The 17,269-nt window shown below is 67.3% G+C and carries 13 protein-coding genes; 7 read left to right on the forward strand and 6 right to left on the reverse strand.

All coding sequences use genetic code 11. The features are described 5' to 3' along the window. Positions 1-9: 9 nt before the first annotated feature. Positions 10-1,386, reverse strand: a complete 1,377-nt coding sequence (gene aptA / locus AAD027_RS13055) for an omega-aminotransferase AptA (protein WP_341726449.1) — start codon at positions 1,384-1,386, stop codon at positions 10-12. 472 nt (positions 1,387-1,858) lie between these two features. Between aptA and AAD027_RS13060 the strand changes: the two genes are divergently transcribed. Together AAD027_RS13060 and AAD027_RS13065 are read left to right on the forward strand one after the other, a co-directional pair. Beyond that, positions 1,859-2,407: a cupin domain-containing protein gene (locus AAD027_RS13060; protein WP_341726450.1), complete on the forward strand. Its 549-nt coding sequence runs from the start codon at positions 1,859-1,861 to the stop codon at positions 2,405-2,407. Positions 2,408-2,566: 159 nt separating this feature from the next. Further along, positions 2,567-4,069, forward strand: coding sequence for an aldehyde dehydrogenase (locus tag AAD027_RS13065; RefSeq protein ID WP_341726451.1), 1,503 nt, complete (start codon positions 2,567-2,569; stop codon positions 4,067-4,069). 480 nt (positions 4,070-4,549) lie between these two features. On the opposite strand, the gene AAD027_RS13070 is transcribed toward AAD027_RS13065, so the two are convergent. Further along, on the reverse strand, positions 4,550-4,984 hold the full coding sequence (locus tag AAD027_RS13070; RefSeq protein WP_341726452.1) for a nuclear transport factor 2 family protein: 435 nt from the start codon (positions 4,982-4,984) through the stop codon (positions 4,550-4,552). A 329-nt stretch (positions 4,985-5,313) separates the two neighbouring features. Between AAD027_RS13070 and AAD027_RS13075 the strand changes: the two genes are divergently transcribed. Continuing rightward, positions 5,314-6,621, forward strand: a complete 1,308-nt coding sequence (locus tag AAD027_RS13075) for an MFS transporter (protein WP_341726453.1) — start codon at positions 5,314-5,316, stop codon at positions 6,619-6,621. Here AAD027_RS13075 and AAD027_RS13080 read toward each other — a convergent pair. From AAD027_RS13080 to AAD027_RS13095, 4 genes are all read right to left on the reverse strand, one after another. Then, positions 6,602-7,063, reverse strand: coding sequence for a bacteriohemerythrin (locus AAD027_RS13080; RefSeq protein WP_341726454.1), 462 nt, complete (start codon positions 7,061-7,063; stop codon positions 6,602-6,604). The two genes, AAD027_RS13075 and AAD027_RS13080, sit on opposite strands and share 20 nt — an antisense overlap. A 292-nt stretch (positions 7,064-7,355) precedes the next feature. Next, positions 7,356-8,660, reverse strand: coding sequence for a diguanylate cyclase (locus AAD027_RS13085; protein WP_341726455.1), 1,305 nt, complete (start codon positions 8,658-8,660; stop codon positions 7,356-7,358). 114 nt (positions 8,661-8,774) lie between these two features. After that, a complete protein-coding gene (locus AAD027_RS13090) occupies positions 8,775-10,055 on the reverse strand; it encodes an NAD(P)/FAD-dependent oxidoreductase (RefSeq protein ID WP_341726456.1) in 1,281 nt (426 codons plus the stop codon). Positions 10,056-10,666: 611 nt separating this feature from the next. Beyond that, on the reverse strand, positions 10,667-12,046 hold the full coding sequence (locus AAD027_RS13095; protein WP_341726457.1) for a glutamine synthetase family protein: 1,380 nt from the start codon (positions 12,044-12,046) through the stop codon (positions 10,667-10,669). Positions 12,047-12,255: 209 nt separating this feature from the next. On the opposite strand from AAD027_RS13095, the gene AAD027_RS13100 reads away from it, so the two are divergent. The 4 genes from AAD027_RS13100 (at position 12,256) to AAD027_RS13115 (ending at position 17,142) form a co-directional block, all read left to right on the forward strand. Beyond that, positions 12,256-13,014, forward strand: a complete 759-nt coding sequence (locus AAD027_RS13100; protein WP_341726458.1) for a gamma-glutamyl-gamma-aminobutyrate hydrolase family protein — start codon at positions 12,256-12,258, stop codon at positions 13,012-13,014. A 3-nt stretch (positions 13,015-13,017) separates the two neighbouring features. Beyond that, positions 13,018-14,409, forward strand: a complete 1,392-nt coding sequence (locus tag AAD027_RS13105) for a glutamine synthetase family protein (protein WP_341726459.1) — start codon at positions 13,018-13,020, stop codon at positions 14,407-14,409. Positions 14,410-14,559: 150 nt separating this feature from the next. Beyond that, positions 14,560-15,924: an aspartate aminotransferase family protein gene (locus AAD027_RS13110; protein WP_341726460.1), complete on the forward strand. Its 1,365-nt coding sequence runs from the start codon at positions 14,560-14,562 to the stop codon at positions 15,922-15,924. 108 nt (positions 15,925-16,032) lie between these two features. After that, entirely contained in the window at positions 16,033-17,142 is a 1,110-nt protein-coding gene (locus AAD027_RS13115; RefSeq protein ID WP_341726461.1) for a polyamine ABC transporter substrate-binding protein, read from the forward strand. The last annotated feature ends 127 nt before the right edge of the window (positions 17,143-17,269 follow it).

Genomic DNA, 17,269 nt, shown 5'->3' on the forward strand with positions numbered 1-17,269 from the left:
TCCGTGATTTTACGCGGTCGCGCGCAGGGCGTCCGCCAGGATCTGCACGATCCGGTCGATGTGGGGCTTCTCCACGATCAGGGGCGGCGACAGCGCGATGACGTCGCCGGTCACCCGGATCAGCAGGTGGCCCTGGTGGAAGGCGCGGGTGAAGACGTCGTAGGCCCGCGTGCCCGGCGCGCCGGGACGCGCAGCCAGTTCGATGGCGCCGACCAGCCCGTCGTTGCGGATGTCGATGACGTTGGGCAGTCCCTTCAGCGAGTGCAGCGCCTCCTGCCAATAGCCGCCGAGCGACAAGGCCTTGTCGAACAGGTTTTCCTCTTCGTAGGTGTCCAGCGTGGCCAGCGCGGCGGCGCAGGCCAGCGGATGGCCGGAGTAGGTGTAGCCGTGGAACAGGTCGATGGCGTTGTCGGCGCCATGCATGAAGGCGTCGTGTACCCGGTCGGACACGAACACCGCGCCCATCGGCACGCAGCCGTTGGTGATGCCCTTGGCGGCGGTGATCAGGTCGGGGACGACGCCGAAGCGCTGCGCGCCGAAGGCGTGGCCGAGGCGGCCGAAGCCGGTGATCACTTCGTCGAAGATCAGCAGGATGCCGTGCCTGTCGCAGATCTCGCGGATGCGCTGCAGGTAACCTTCCGGCGGGATCACCACGCCGGCCGAGCCGGAGATCGGTTCGATGATGACCGCGGCGATGGTGGAGGCGTCGTGCAGCGCGACCATGCGCTCCAGGTCCTCGGCCAGTTCGATGCCGTGCGGCGGCAGGCCCTTGGAGAAGGCGTTGCGCTGCAGGTCCAGCGTGTGGCGCAGGTGGTCGGTGCCGGGCAGCAGCGAACCGAACCACTTGCGGTTGTTGGGCAGACCGCCCACCGAGATGCCGCCGAAGCCGACGCCGTGGTAGCCCTTCTCGCGGCCGATCAGGCGCGTGCGCTGGCCTTCGCCGCGCGTGCGGTGGTAGGCCAGCGCGATCTTCAACGCGGTATCGACCGACTCCGAACCGGAATTGGTATAGAAGACGCGGTTGAGGTCGCCCGGCGTGATCGCCGCCAGCCGCTCGGCCAGCTTGAACGGGAGCGGCGAACTCATCTGGAAGTTGGGCGCGAAATCGAGCGTCTCGATCTGTTTCTTCACCGCTTCGACGATGCGCGGGCGGGCGTGGCCGGCGTTGCAGCACCACAGCCCGGCGGTGGCGTCGAGGATCTCGTTGCCGTCCACGTCGCGGTAGTGCATGCCCGAGGCGCTGGCCAACAGGCGCGGCGCGGCCTTGAACTGCTTGTTGGCGGTGAACGGCATCCAGAACGCGTCCAGCGACGCCGGCGCCTCGGTGGCCTGGCGGGCGTAATGATCGGCCAGGGCGCGGGAGGTGGAAGTGTCGTCGGCGCTCATGGCGGTTCCAGGGCAGGGGGACGCGCGCAGCTTAGCGCGTTGAAAAAACTTTACAACTGTCGTGCGCAACGTCCCGCACGCCGTGCGTTTGGTATCGCCTGGAGGAATATGAGGAGGTGGGGCCGCCCCGCTTTTGGGGCCCCTTCAGGCCCGGCAGGCACGGTGGGCCAAACCCCGCAGGGGCGGCGCACAGGGATGTGCGCCGTTTTCGGAAGGGGCAGGATGCCCCTCCCGAAAATTCCCGCCGGGACTGCGAACCCGGCCCGCAACGCGGGCCGGGCGGGCCGCCGGGGTGTGCTTTCTTTGGTTACTTTCTTTGCACAGGCAAAGAAAGTAACTCGCGCGGCAGCGCGAAACAGGCGCCCTCGCGGCTTCAGGGGACGTCAGGCATCCCATGGGATGTGCAAATTGACCCTACTGCGATCAGGTGTAAAGTATCCCGCAACACTTCGGCCTGATCGAAAGGGTGGTGATGGACATCGGCGCGCGCCTGCAACTGGTCCGCAAATCCAAAGGCCTCAGCCAGCGCGAGTTGGCCAAGCGCGTGGGCGTCACCAACAGCACCATCTCGCTGATCGAACAGAACAAGGTCAGCCCCTCGGTCAGTTCGCTGAAGAAAGTGCTGGACGGCATCCCCATCTCGCTGGCCGACTTCTTCACCCTGGACCTGGCCATAGGCCTGCCCGACAGCCCGTTCTACACCGCCGCCGAACTGCCGGACGTGGGCAGCAACGGCATCCATTATTTCCTCGTCGGCCAGCACCGCCCGCAACGGCAGATGTGCATCCTGCGCGAGGTGATGCCGCCGGGCAGCGACACCGGCGACAGCATGCTGGCGCACGAAGGCGAGGAAGGCGGGGTGGTGGTCGAAGGCGAGGTCGAGGTCACCGTGGGCGACCAGATGCGCGTGCTGAGGGCCGGCGAAGGCTATTACTTCGAGAGCCGCGTACCGCATCGCTTCCGCAATGTCGGCCAGGAGGATGCGGTGATCTTCAGCGCGAACACGCCGGCGACGTTTTGATTCGATCGCCCCTCTCCCGTCGGGAGAGGGGTTGGGGTGAGGGTCCGGCGAGCCCATGATGGTCCGGGTGTCGCGGATTCCGCCGTACCCTCATCCGGCGCTTCGCGCCACCTTCTCCCGAAGGGAGAAGGGAAACAGCAGCATTCCTTTGGAGCCGCCATGAACGCACCCCGTACCCGAGAAGATTGGCAGTCGCTGGCCGGCGCCCTGACCCTCCGCACCCAGGCCTTCATCGACGGCCGCTACGTCGATGCCGCCGCCGGCAGGACGTTCGATTGCATCAGTCCCATCGACGGGCGCGTGCTGGGGCAGGTCGCGGATGGACAGGAAGAGGACATCGACCGCGCCGTCGCCGCCGCGCGCCGCAGCTTCGAGGCCGGCGGCTGGGCCAACGCGCGTCCCACCCACCGCAAGAAGGTGCTGCTGAAGTTCGCCCAGCTGATCGAGAAGCACGGCGACGAACTGGCGCTGCTGGAATCGCTGGACATGGGCAAGCCGGTGACCGATGCGCGCAACGTGGACATCGCCGCGACCATCCGCTGCATGGCCTGGACCGGCGAGGCGCTGGACAAGGTCTACGGCGAAATCGCCGCCACCGGGCAGAACGAACTGGGCCTGGTCACGCGCGAGCCGCTGGGCGTGGTCGGCGCCATCGTGCCGTGGAACTTCCCGCTGCTGATGGCGACGTGGAAACTGGCGCCGGCGCTGGCGATGGGCAATTCCATCGTGCTCAAGCCATCGGAGAAGTCGCCGCTCAGCGCGATCCGGCTGGCGGGGATCGCGATGGAAGCGGGCATCCCGGCGGGCGTGTTCAACGTTGTGCCGGGTTTCGGCAAGACCGCGGGCGAACCGCTGGCGCTGCACATGGACGTGGACGGCCTGGTCTTCACCGGCTCCACTGCGGTGGGCAAGCGCCTGCTGCAGTGCGCGGGCCTGTCGAACATGAAACGCGCCTACATGGAGTGCGGCGGCAAGAGCCCGAACATCGTCTTCGCCGACGCGCACGATCTCGACGCCGCGGCCAAGGCCGCCGCCGGCGGCATCTTCTACAATCAGGGCGAAGTCTGCACGGCCGCGTCGCGCCTGCTGGTGGAGCGCTCGATCAAGGACGCGTTCGTCGCCCGCGTGGTCGAGGCCGGCAAGGCGATGCGCCCGCGCCATCCGCTGGATCCCGGTGCGCCGATGGGCGCCATGGTCGACGAGGGGCAGACGCAGCGCGTGCTGGACTACATCGAGAAGGGCAAGGCCGAAGGCGCGCGTCTCGCGTTGGGCGGGCAACGCGCCAGCGTGGTGGAGGGTGGCTGCTACCTGGAGCCGACGGTGTTCGACGACGTCGCGCACGAGCACGCCATCTCGCGCGAGGAGATCTTCGGGCCGGTGCTGTCGGTGATCGCGTTCGACAACGAGGACCAGGCGCTGCGCATGGCCAACGACACCGAGTACGGCCTGGCCGCGGGCGTGTGGACGCGCGACATCAGCCGCGCGCACCGCGTGGCGCGCAAGCTGCGCGCGGGCAGCGTGTGGGTGAACTACTGGGACGGCGGCGACATGACCGCGCCCTTTGGCGGCTACAAACAGTCCGGCAACGGCCGCGACAAGTCGCTGCACGCCTTCGACAAATACACCGAGATCAAGGCGACCTGGATCAACCTCGATACCTGATCGGCGCGATGCCCCTGTAGGAGCGGCTTCAGCCGCGACCGCGAACCTTGAAGACCTTCAGGCTGCGGATTCACCCGGATCAACGCGGATAAAGTTTCTTGCCTTGATCCGCTTGATCCGCGTTGATCCGTGTCTTCCGCTTTTTGGGGCCCCGAGTTGCCTGTCGTCGCGCGATACCGGCAGCCATTGACGCGCGGTCGCGGCTGAAGCCGCTCCTACAGCCGCATCGGCGCCCCGGATGGCGGGCATGGGGCGCAGCCTTGGTGCGACATGCCAGGCCGGGACAAAGGATGGATCATGGCGGTGATGGCCGCGATGATGATCATCCTGCCCTTGTGGGAGCGACGTCAGTCGCGACGGATGGTCGGATAACGGCAACCGATCATCCGCCAACCGGGCCGCTGCGGCGCGTTCTTCACCCTGTATCCGTCCGGCCAACCTGCGCGCGCTCGCGACTAGTGCCGCCGCCATGAGGGCGGATCACCTGGGCTTGCTGTACCACAAGGCGTTCACGATGATCCAGCGGTCTTCGAACTTGCCCATGTGGAAATAGTCGACGAACCAGGGCGTTTCCAGCCGGACCGACGCCGCGTTGCCGGTGACGTCGAGCACGCGGCAGCTGCGGTCCCATTGCTCCTCCGGCGTCTTCAATACGCCCCGTTTGGTGAGCTCGACCAATTCCTCCTTCGACATGCGCCGCAGGCCGAGCCGTTCGTAGGGCGTATCGCCGATCACCGCGCGTTTGGCAAGGTCGGGATGCAATGCACGGGCGACGCGCTCCGGATCCGCCTCGAGCTGGCCGTCCACGTAATCGAAGCAGGTGGCTTCGATGGCGGCGAGGGTGGCCGGATCGACGTTCGCCGGCGCGGGAGCCGCCGTGCCGGCTGTCGCAAGAATCAGGGGGATCGCCCACATAAGATGCTCTGTCGTCAGGTTGTGTCGTGAATTAGGCAGAACGGGAAGACGGAAGTCTCCAGGCCATGCGATGAAGCGTTCCCGGCGCGCGCCAAGGAGTTGACCCTCCGGGAATCCAGGAGACTCGCCGGTGCGGATCGGGCCGCGCGGCGGGCCCCGCAGATCGTCGAGGGCGTAGGGTGCGCCCTGGCGCACCGCTTCTTGTCCATCATCCTCCGGGCGCGCTGCGGCGCGTTCGGCATCATGTTGGCGGATCGGTCGTCGGGGGCGCGGTGCGCCGGGGCGCACCCTACGGCAGAATCGGAGCCATTGCCCGAACCCGCCTGCCCATGACCGCGACCGTCGCCGCCACCGCCGCTCCCGCCAACTCGCCCCGCCGCGTGCTGTTCGCCAGCCTGATCGGCACCACCATCGAGTTCTTCGATTTCTACATCTACGCCACGGCGGCGGTCATCGTCTTCCCCAAGCTGTTCTTCCCGCAGAGCGATCCCACCACCGCCACGCTGCAGTCGTTCGCGACCTTCGCGCTGGCGTTCATCGCACGCCCGGTGGGTTCGGCGCTGTTCGGCCATTTCGGCGACCGCATCGGCCGCAAGGCCACGCTGGTGGCGGCGCTGCTGACGATGGGCCTGTCCACGGTCGCCATAGGCCTGCTCCCCACCTACGCGCAGATCGGCATCGTCGCGCCGGCCCTGCTGGCGCTGTGCCGGCTGGGGCAGGGCATCGGCCTGGGCGGCGAGTGGGGCGGCGCGGTGCTGCTGGCGACGGAGAACGCGCCGCCGGGCAAGCGGGCGTGGTACGGCATGTTCCCGCAACTCGGCGCGCCGATCGGCTTCCTCTGCTCGACGGGCATCTTCCTGCTGTTGACCGAGACGATGGGCGATGCGCAGTTCCTGGCCTGGGGCTGGCGCATCCCGTTCGTGGCCAGCGCGGCGCTGGTGTTCGTCGGCCTGTGGGTGCGGTTGAGGATCGCCGAGACCCCGGACTTCCAGAAAGCGCTCGACCGCGACGAGCGGGTCAGGGTGCCGATGTTCGACGTGGTCCGCAAGCATCCGCGCGCGCTGGTGGCGGGCACCTTCGCGCTGGTGGCGACCTTCGTGCTGTTCTACCTGATGACGGTGTTCGCGCTGAGCTGGGGCACGAGCAAGCTCGGCTACACGCGCGAGCACTTCCTGCTGCTGCAGATGATCGGCGTGCTGTTCTTCGCCGCCACCATCCCGGTCTCGGCCGTGTACGCCGACCGCTTCGGCCGCCGCCGCGCGATGGTCGTGGCGACGGTGGCGATCATCGTGTTCGGTTTCGCGTTCGCGCCGTTGTTCGAGTCGGGAAGCGACTGGGGCGTGCTGGCGTTCCTGGCGCTCGGGCTGGGCGCGATGGGGCTGACCTACGGGCCCTGCGGCACCATCCTGGCGGAGATGTTCCCCACCGCCGTGCGCTACACCGGCGCGTCGCTGGCGTTCAACCTGGCGGGCATCCTGGGCGCTTCGCCCGCGCCCTACATCGCCACGCGGCTGGGCGAAAGGTTCGGCCTGGCCTCGGTGGGATGGTACCTGGCCGGCATGGCCGCGCTGACGCTGCTGGCGCTGGGGCTGATACCGCGCCCGCGGCCGGCCGGCGTCAGCGGAACAGGCGCTTGACGGTGCGGCCGAGCCAGCCGCCCTGCTGGTGCTCGCGCACGAACCGGTTGAGGTGCCGCTTCACCGAATCCGCATAGGCCTTGTCGTCATTGCGGATGTGGTTGAACAGCCAGCGCGACAGCATGCCGCGCAGGTCGTCGACGATGTCCTCGCCGGCCTCGAAACGCATCCGGTATTCCGAGACGCGCTTGGTGAACACTTCGTGCACGCGCTTGTGCGCGGCGCTGAACGGATAGCCGGCCTCTTCCATCAGCTCCTCCTCGAAGGCGAAGTGGGAAAGGGTGTAGTCGACCAGCTCGTCGATCACCTCGGCCACGGCGAAGCGTTCCATCGACTTCTGCGTGACGTGCAACTGGTTGATCATCTCGACGATGCGACGGTGCTGGCCGTCGATGATCTCGATGCCGGTGTCCAGGTCTTCCTGCCAGATCAGCAGTGCCATGTGGATTTCCCCTGCCGGCGGATGCCGGAATGCGGGGGCAATCTAGGCACGGCGCATCGCACCGGCATTGATCCCGATCAATGCCGCGACCGGTTGTCGCAGGAAGCACGGCCGTGGGAGCGACGTGAGTCGCGACTTGAAGCAAAAAGACAATTGGGCACTGAACGGGGTGGACCGAGGCGGGTCGGATACGGCAAGGAGTTTTTCTCCGTTGCCTGCATCATGCCGCTCCGATCTGCCGGAACGTTCTGTTATTGCCGTCGCGACTCACGTCGCTCCCACAAGGTGGCCGTCAGCCGGTGGACACCACGCGGTTGCGTCCGCCGGCCTTGGCCAGGTACAGGCGACGATCCGCCTCGGTGAGCAGATGATTGAGCGTCTGCCCCGGGAAGCGGGTGCGGAACAGGCCGATGCTGACGGTCATGCGCAGCACCTTGCCGCCCACATCCACCTGCAGTGCCTCGATGCGCTGGCGCAGGTCCTCGAAGTACTCCACCGCTTCGCCTTCGCCCAGGTAGGGCACCAGCGCGCAGAATTCCTCGCCGCCGAAGCGGGCGATCAGGTCCTGTGCACCCGCATGCTGGGCGATGGTCTGGGCGACGGCCTTCAGCGCCAGGTCACCGGCCTCGTGGCCGTAGGTGTCGTTGATGTGCTTGAAGTGGTCGATGTCGACGATGGCGGCGGTCACCGCTTGCTGGCGGCCCAGGGTGTTGGGCAGCAGCGCATGGCATTCGGACAGGAAATGGCGGCGGTTCGGCAAGCCGGTCAGGAAATCGCGCGTGGCCAGGTCCTGCAGGGTGCCGATCAGTTCCAGCTGGTCGATGTTCTGCGAGACGCGGCAGAAGAATTCCTCGCGCGAGAATGGCTTGTGCAGGAAATCGTTGGCGCCGCTCTTCAGGAAGCGCGGCACCAGCGAGGCGTCGCTGGTGCCGGAGATGCCGATGATGGCGAGGTGGTCGCGCGCGTGGCGCGCGCGCAGGCGGCGGGTGAACTCGTGGCCCTTCATGCCCGGCATTTCCTGGTCCACGATGGCCAGGCGGATGTCCGGGTTGGCGTCCAGCACGGCCAGGCCGGCCTCGCCATCGGCGGCTTCCAGCACGCGGAAGCCGTACATCGCCAGCAGGGCGGCGGCGTGGGCGCGGGTCGAGCGCGAATCGTCGACGATCAGCGCGGCGATGCGGCGATTGCGTTCCAGCCGCTGCACCAGCCAGACCAGGTAATCGATGCTGCCGGGCGTGTTCTTCAGCACGTAGTCCACGATCTGCCGGCGCAGGATCTGCTGGCGCATCGCCTCGTCGTAGACGCCGCTCACCACCACCGTGGGCAGTTCGCGCGACAGGAAGAACTCCACCACCTCGTCGTGGCTGCCGTCGGCCAGCACCAGGCTGGTGACGACCATGAACCAGTCCTGCTGCTGTTCCAGCATCGTGCGCGCTTCGGTCAGCGTGGCGGCGTAGGCCACCGGCAGCGCCAGCTTCTGCTCGATGGCCTCGCCGATCAGCCGCGCGTGCGTGCGTGAGTTCTCCACTACCAGGATGCGCTGGGGGAGCGGGATGTTTCCTGTGGGGGCGGCAGGTGCGCGTAAGGGAGTCGGCATGCGTCGTGGGCGACGCTGCCGGGGCAACGCCGCAAAGGGACCATGACGGTTTATCGGCCGGCGCCCCTGGGACTTGAGAGCCGTGTCACGAAAATCGTTCCGCGGCGCCAGGGTTCACCAGAGCGCGTCGCGCAGCTTGTACCAGGCCATCGCGGCCACCAGCAGCGGTGTGCGCAGGGCGCGGCCGCCGGGGAAGGGGCGGTGCGGAATCTTCGCGAACAGGTCCAGCCGTTCGGACTGCCCCCGGATCGCCTCGGCGATCAGCTTGCCGGCCAAACCGGTGGCGATGACGCCATGGCCCGAGAAGCCCTGGGCGAAGTAGACCTGCGGGGTCAGCCGGCCCCAGTGCGGGGCGCGGTTCAGCGAGATGTCGATCATGCCGCCCCAGAGGTACTCGATGCCCACGTCGTGCAGTTGCGGGAACACGCGGCGCATCCGGCGCGTCATCACGCCGCGCAGGTTGGGCGGCGGCAGGGTGGAGTAGCTGGCGCGGCCGCCGAACAGCAGGCGGTGGTCGCGGCTGAGCCGGTAGTAGTCCAGCGCCCAGTTGGTGTCGGCCACCGCCATGTCGTTGCGGATCAGCGCGCGCGCGCGTTCCTCGCCCAGCGGCACGGTGGCGGCGATATAGGTGCCCACCGGCATCGCCCGCGATTCCAGTTCCGGCGCGATGCCGCGCAGCAGCGCGTTGCCGGCGATCACCGCGAAACCGCAGCGGACTTCGCCCTGGGCCGTCTTCAGCACCGGATGGCGGCCGCGCACCAGTTCGGTCACCCGCGAATGCTCGAAGATGCGCACACCGGCCGCCATCGCCGCGCGCGCCAGGCCCAGCGCGTATTCCAGCGGATGCAGGTGGCCGCTGTTGGGATCGTACAGCGCGCCCAGATAGCGGTCGCTGGCGAGCTGTTCGCGCAGACGTTCCCGGCTCCACCACTCCACCGGGTAGTCGTAGCGCGTTCCCAGCTCTTCCATCGCCGCCCGCAGTTCGCGCTCCTGCCGCGGCTTGATCGGTACCTGCGCGTGGCCGTCACGCCAGTCGCAGGCGATGCCGTGTCGGTCGATGCGGTCGCGCAGCCATCGCAGGCCTTCGCGCGACAGGTCGAACATCTTTCGCGCATCCGCGAAGCCGGCCAGCGCTTCCAGCTTCGCCTCGCCGCAACTGAAGCCGGCGATGGCCTGTCCGCCATTGCGTCCGGAGGCGCCCCAGCCGATGCGTTCGGCTTCCAGCACCACGACGCGGTAGCCGGCTTCGGCCAGTTCCAGCGCGGCGGACAGCCCGGTATAGCCGGCACCGAGGATGCAGACGTCCGCGTCGGTGCGGCCCTGCAGCGTCGGCTGCTCCGGCAGCGGGGTGGCGCTGGCGGCGTACCAACTGGGTGGGTAGCTACCGGAACTCATGCAGACCCCATTCCGTCGTTCCGGCGGCTTTCAACAGCCGAATGGCTGGTCAAGCCGGAATCCAGTGCCGTTGCGCTTGCTCCTGCCTGTCCTGTCGTCACAGTGGACAAGCAAAGGCGCTGGGTCCCGGCGTGCGCCGGGATGACGGTTGGGACATCACGGGTGGGGTAAGTCTGCACCGCATCGCACCGCTTGCAGGTGCCGGGCGTATTCCAACTGAGGGCAGGGGGGCGCTCATGCGTTCCCCACGCCGTCGTTCCGGCGCATACCGGAATCCAGTGTCTTTGCCTTTGCCCTTGCCTGTGCTGCCGTCCTTGCGGAGAGCAAAGGCGCTGGGTCCCGGCTTGCGCCGGGATGACGGTTGGGACATCACGGGTGGGGTAAGTCTGCACCGCATCGCACTGCCCGTGGGTACCAGGGGTATTCCAGCTGAGGTCAGAGGGAATGCTCATGCATTCCTCACGCCGTCGTTCCGGTGCATGCTGGAATCCCGTGTCTTTGCCTTTGCTTCTGACTTCGCTGCCGTCCATGCGGAGAGCATAAGGCGCTGGGTCCCGGCGTGCGCCGGGATGACGGTTGGGAAATCACGGGTGGGGCAAGTCCGCGCCGCATCACACCGCCCGCAGGTACCAGGCGTACTCCAGGTCGGTGACCTGGGTGTAGAAGCTGTGCATTTCCTTGAGCTTCTGCTGGCCGTAGATGTGGCGGAACGGTTCGCCGAACTGCTGGCTGATGAAATCGCTGGCCATGAAGTCGCGGATGGCGTCGCGCCAGAACGGCGTGCGGTTCTCGGTCTGCTCGTAGGCGTTGCCGACGATGGGCGGGCCAGGGTCGAAGCCGTTCTCGATGCCGTGCAGCATGCCGGCCAGCACGGCGGCGGCGACCAGGTAGACGTTGGCGTCGGCGCCGGCGATGCGGTGTTCGATGCGGGTGTTGGTTTCGTCGCTGTGCGGGATGCGCATCGCGACGGTGCGGTTGTTGTAGCCCCACACATCGTTGAGCGGCACGAACGCGTTCAACACGAAGCGGCGGTAGCTGTTGGCGTGCGGGGCGAACAGCAGCAGGCAGTCCTGGTCGCTGCGCTGCAGGCCGCCGATGGCGTGCCTGAGCGCGTCGGCCGGCGCGTCCGGCGACGAGGCGAAGATGTTGCGGCCGTCGCGGTCCAGCACGCTGGCGTGGATGTGCAGGCCGCTGCCGGCCTGTTCGGCGAACGGCTTGGCCATGAAGCTGGCCTGCAGCCCCTGCTGCTGCGCGACGGCCTTGATCGCGCGCTTCAGGTAGATGGCGTCGTCGCAGGCCAGCAGCGCGTCGTCGCGGTGCTTGAGGTTGATCTCGAACTGCCCCGGCGCGTATTCGGCCACCGCGGTGTCGGCGGGGATGCGTTGCGCGCGGCAGGCGGCGGCCACCGCGTCGGTGAAGCCGCGGTAGTCGTTCAGGTCTTCCATGTAGTAGACCTGCGTGCTGATGTTGCGCCGGCCGGTCGCCGGGTTGATCGAAGTGCGGGGGCGGCCGCTGTCGTCCAGGCGCTGGTCGAACAGGTAGAACTCCAGTTCCACCGCCACCACCGGCTTCAGCCCGCGCGCGGCGTAGCGGGCCAGCACGCGCTTCAATACTTCGCGCGGGTTGGCCTCGAACATGCCGCCCTGCGCGTCCTCCATGCTCAGCAGCAGTTGCGCGGCGGGACGCGGCGACCACGGCACCGTGCGCAGCGAACCCGCTACCGGCCTGCAGACCCGGTCCTCGTCGCCTATGTCGTAGCCCAGGCCGGTTTCCTCCACCGTGTTGCCGGTGATGTCGGTGGCGATCAGCGACATGGGCAGGCACACGCCGTCGCGGTAGACCTTTTCCAGCGCGTCGCGGGTGATGCGCTTGCCGCGCAGCAGGCCGTTCATGTCCGGCAGCAGCAGGTCCACCTGCTCGCAGCCGGAGATGCCCTGGAGGGTGCGGGCATCGTCGTCGGGCAGGACGGAAGCGGCGGGATCGAGGCGCATGGTGGCGTTCCGGAGGGCTGCGGGGCAGCTTAGCAGAGGGCAGGGCGCGTCAAGAATACTCAACGCCCGTGAGTGACGATAGTCGCGGAAATGCCCGAACTTGGTGCCGCCACGCACCAATCAGGCCCTTCAAGCGTCATTTCCATGGCGTGTGTTGTAAAAATAAAACGGCCGGGTTAACGTGCGGACAAGCCACCCGGGCTTCCCGCATGACCCGCCTGCCGCGGGTCGGTCTGCCGACCGACCACAAGCAAATCGGTGCCCACCCGTTCCTCGCCGTCGGCGAGAAGTATGTCCGCGCGGTGGTGGACGGCGCCGGTTGCCTGCCGCTGCTGGTGCCCACGCTGGAACCGGTGCTGCCGTTGCGCGAGGTGCTGGAAGGACTGGACGGCCTGCTGCTGACCGGCGCGGTCAGCAACATCGAGCCGCACCATTACAGCGACGAATCCAGCTACGAAGGCAACCTGCTGGACCCGCGCCGCGACGCCACCAACCTGCCGCTGATCCCGCTGGCCGTGGAGATGGGCGTGCCGGTGCTGGCGATCTGCCGCGGTTTCCAGGAAGCCAACATCGCCTTCGGCGGCAGCCTGTACCAGAAGGTGCACGAGCAGCCGGGCTTCATGGACCATCGCGAGGACAAGGATGCGCCGCTGGACGTGCAGTACGGGCCGGCGCACGACGTCGCGCTGGCGGCCGGCGGCCTGCTGGCGGGCATCGCCGGCACGGATGCGGCGACGGTCAATTCGCTGCATGGCCAAGGCCTGCGCCGGCTGGGCGAGGGACTGGCGGTGGAGGCCATCGCGCCGGACGGCCTGATCGAAGCGTTCCGCCGCGACGGACCGGCCTTCATGCTGGCCGTGCAGTGGCACCCGGAGTGGAGAGTCACCGAAAACCCGTTCTACCTGGGCCTTTTCAGGGCCTTTGGCGACGCCTGCCGCGCACGCGCGGCGCAACGACCTGCGATGTGAACCATGAGCCAGCGACAGCCCCAGCGAAAGAAGACCACGGCGGCCGAGCCGGCCGAAAGCTCGTTGCGACGGTGGCTGAAGGAGCGCCGCATCACCGAGGTGGAATGCCTGGTGCCCGACATCACCGGCAACGCGCGCGGCAAGATCATCCCGGCCGACAAGTTCAGCCACGACTACGGCACCCGCTTGCCGGAAGGCATCTTCGCCACCACCGTCACCGGCGATTATCCGGACGACTACTACGAACTGACCTCGCCGTCGGATTCGGACATGTTCCTGCGGCCGGACCCGGACACCGTGCGGATGGTGCCGTGGGCGACCGATCCCACCGCGCAGGTCATCCACGACTGCTACACCAAGGAAGGCAAGCCGCACGAGCTGGCGCCGCGCAACGTGCTGCGCCGCGTGCTGGCCGCCTACGAGAAGGAGGGCCTGCGCCCGGTGGTGGCGCCGGAGCTGGAATTCTTCCTGGTGCAGAAGAACACCGACCCGGATTTCCCGCTGCTGCCGCCGGCCGGCCGCTCGGGGCGCCCGGAGACCGCGCGCCAGTCGTATTCCATCGACGCGGTGAACGAGTTCGACCCGATCCTCGACCTGATGTACGACTACTGCGAGGCGATGGAACTGGACGTGGACACGCTGATCCACGAATCCGGCGCCGCCCAGCTGGAGGTCAACTTCACCCACGACGATGCACTGTCGCGCGCCGACCAGGTGTTCCTGTTCAAGCGCACCATGCGCGAGGCGGCGATGCGCCACGGCGTGTACGCTACCTTCCTGGCCAAGCCGATGGAGAACGAGCCGGGCAGCGCCATGCACATCCACCAGAGCCTGGTGGACATGAAGAGCGGCCGCAACGTCTTCACCGGCAAGACCGAAGGCAAGTCCAGCAAGCTGTTCGCGCACTACCTGGGCGGCCTGCAGAAGTACGTGCCGATGGCGATGGCGTTCTTCGGCCCCAACGTCAATTCCTATCGCCGGCTGGCGCTGGGGCAGGTGGCGCCGATCAACGTGCAGTGGGGCTACGACAACCGCACCTGCGGCCTGCGCGTGCCGATGGACACGCCGGAGAACATGCGCGTGGAAAGCCGCTTCGCCGGCTCCGACGCCAATCCCTACCTGGCCATGGCCGGCACGCTGGCCTGCGGCCTGCTGGGCATCCGCGAACAGCTCAAGCCGACCGAACCGCTGGCCGGCAGTGCGCAGGATTTCGGCTTCGAGCTGCCGCGCTCGCTGGGCGAGGCGCTGGACCAGTTGGAAGCCTGCAAGCCGCTGCAGGAGCTGATGGGCGCCCGCTTCGTGCGCGCCTACGTGTCGGTGAAACGCAAGGAATACGAGACCTTCTTCCGCGTGATCAGTTCGTGGGAGCGGGAATTCCTGTTGTTGAACGTCTGAATGCTGTTCCCTTCTCCCTCTGGGAGAAGGTGGCGCGAAGCGCCGGATGAGGGTTCGGCGAAACCATGATGGTTCGCCTCGACGATTCCGCCGGACCCTCACCCCAACCCCTCTCCCGGTGGGAGAGGGGCTCGAATCAATGGAGCCTACATGACCCGACTCGACACCCGCACCTTGCAACAGCTCGACGCCGAGCATCACCTGCACCCGTTCAACGACAATGCCGCGTTGGCGAAGAGGGGCACGCGCATCCTGACCCGCGGCGAGGGTTGCTATGTGTGGGACGCCGAGGGCAACCAGCTGCTCGACGCCTTCGCCGGGCTGTGGTGCGTCAACATCGGCTATGGCCGCAGGGAGCTGGGCGAGGCCGCGTCGAAGCAGATGACGCAGTTGGCCTACTACAACAGTTTCTTCCAGTGCACGACGGAGCCGACCATCCAGTTGGCCGCCAAGCTGGCGGAACTGGCGCCGGGCGACCTCAACCATTCCTTCTTCGTCAATTCCGGTTCCGAGGCCAACGACACCATCCTGCGGATGGTGCGGCATTTCTGGGCGGTGCAGGACCAGCCGCGGAAGAACATCTTCATCGGCCGCCACGACGGCTACCACGGCACCACCATGGCCGGCGCCAGCCTGGGCGGCATGAAGGGCATGCACAAGCAGGGCGGGCTGCCGATCCCGGACATCCACCACATCGATCCGCCGTTCTGGTTCGCCGACGGCGGCGACCTGGGCGAAGACGAGTACGGCCTGGTCGCCGCGCGCCGGCTGGAGCAGAAGATCCTGGAACTGGGGCCGGAACGCGTGGCCGCCTTCATCGGCGAGCCCATCATGGGCGCCATCGGCGTCTACATTCCGCCCAGGACCTACTGGCCGGAGATCGAGCGCATCTGCCGCCAGTACGACGTGCTGCTGGTGGCCGACGAAGTGATCTGCGGCTTCGGCCGCACCGGCGAGTGGTTCGGCTCGCAGTACTTCGGCTTCCAGCCCGACATCATGCCGGTGGCCAAGGGCATCACCTCCGGCTACATCCCGCTGGGCGCGGCGATGTTCAACGACCGCGTGGCGAAGGTACTGAAGGAGCAGGGCGGCGAACTGGCGCATGGCGCCACGTATTCCGGCCATCCGGTCTGCGCCGCGGTGGCGCTGGAGAACATCCGCATCCTGCAGGACGAGAAGATCGTCGAGCGCGCGAAGAACGAGGTCGCCCCGTACCTGGCCCAGCGCTGGGCCGAGCTGGGCGAGCACCGCATCGTCGGCCAGGCGCGCATCGCCGGCATGGTGGGCGCGCTGGAACTGGTGCCCGACAAGCGCAAGCGCGCGTTCTTTCCCGAGCGTGGCACGGTCGGTCCGCGCTGCCGCGACCACGCGCTGAGCAACGGGTTGATCCTGCGCGCGACCTGGGACGCCATGCTGCTGTCGCCGCCGCTGATCATCACCCGTGCGCAGGTGGACGAACTGTTCGAGAAGACATGGAAGGCGCTCGATGCCACCGCGGAGGACCTGGGCCTGTAGCCGTCGCCGGCCATCGGAAGTGTGAGGCCGCCGGGTGCCTCACGCGGCGGTACCCGGGCGTATGATGGCCGCATCCCTTCCCCCTTCGCTCCTGGAGAGAACGAGATGATGAAGCTGAAAACCCTGACAGTCGTACTGGCCGCCTGCGTGCTGGCCGCCTGTGGCGGAAAGGACGACCAGGCCGCGGGGTCGTCCAAGAGCCTCAACGTCTACAACTGGTCCGACTACATCGCCGAGGACACGCTGCCCAACTTCGAGAAGGCCACCGGCATCAAGGTCACCTACGACGTGTTCGACAGCGACGAAATGGTGGAGACCAAGCTGCTGGCCGGCTCCAGCGGCTACGACGTGGTGGTGCCGTCGCTGAGCTTCCTGGGGCGGCAGATCCAGGCCGGCGTGTTCCTGCCGCTGGACAAGTCCAGGATCCCCAACCTGCAGAACCTCGACCCGGAAATGCTCAGGCGCATCGCGCTGCAGGACCCGGGCAACCAGTACGCGGTGCCGTACCTGTGGGGCACCAGCGGTATCGGCTACAACGTGGACAAGGTGCAGGCCATCTTCGGCGACACCGACGTGGTCGACAGCTGGGACGTGGTGTTCAAGCCGGAGAACGCGGCCAAACTGAAGGATTGCGGCATCACCGTGCTGGACACGCCGTCGGAATTGATCCCGATCGCGCTGAACTACCTGGGCGAGGACCCGCACAGCTTCGATCCGGCGGTGATCGACAAGGCCGCCGCGCTGCTGAAGGGCATCCGCCCGTACATCCGCAATTTCCATTCGTCCTCGTACATCAACGACCTGGCCAACGGCGACGTCTGTCTGGTGGTGGGCTGGTCCGGCGACATCATCCAGGCGCGCGACCGCGCCGCCGAGGCGGGCAACGGCGTCGATGTGGCCTATTCGATCCCGAAGGAAGGCGCGCCGCAGTGGTTCGACATGCTGGCGATCCCCAAGGACGCGAAGAACGTCGACAACGCCTACGCCTTCATCAACTACCTGCTGGAACCGGAAGTGGCCGCGGCCAACACCAACTACGTGACCTATCCCAATCCGGTGCCGGCGTCCAAGCCGATGGTGGATGAAGAGATCCGCGACGACACCAGCATCTATCCACCCGCCGAAGTGGACGCCAAGCTGTTCACCTTCGCGGTGCTGCCGCCGGAAGTGGACCGCCAGTACACGCGCATCTGGACCGAACTCAAGACCGGTCGTTGAGTAGAGGACAGGACGCGGCGGCGCGCCCGCCGCGTCGGCAACGAAAGTAAAGTGGCGCAGTCCCGGCAGACGGCCGGGACCGTGGCACGGGGGAGGGGAAAGGGGAGTACGCCGGCAAGGAACAGGC

Origin of the sequence: Pseudoxanthomonas putridarboris (assembly GCF_038321125.1) — a bacterium.
Taxonomy (GTDB): domain Bacteria; phylum Pseudomonadota; class Gammaproteobacteria; order Xanthomonadales; family Xanthomonadaceae; genus Pseudoxanthomonas_A; species Pseudoxanthomonas_A putridarboris.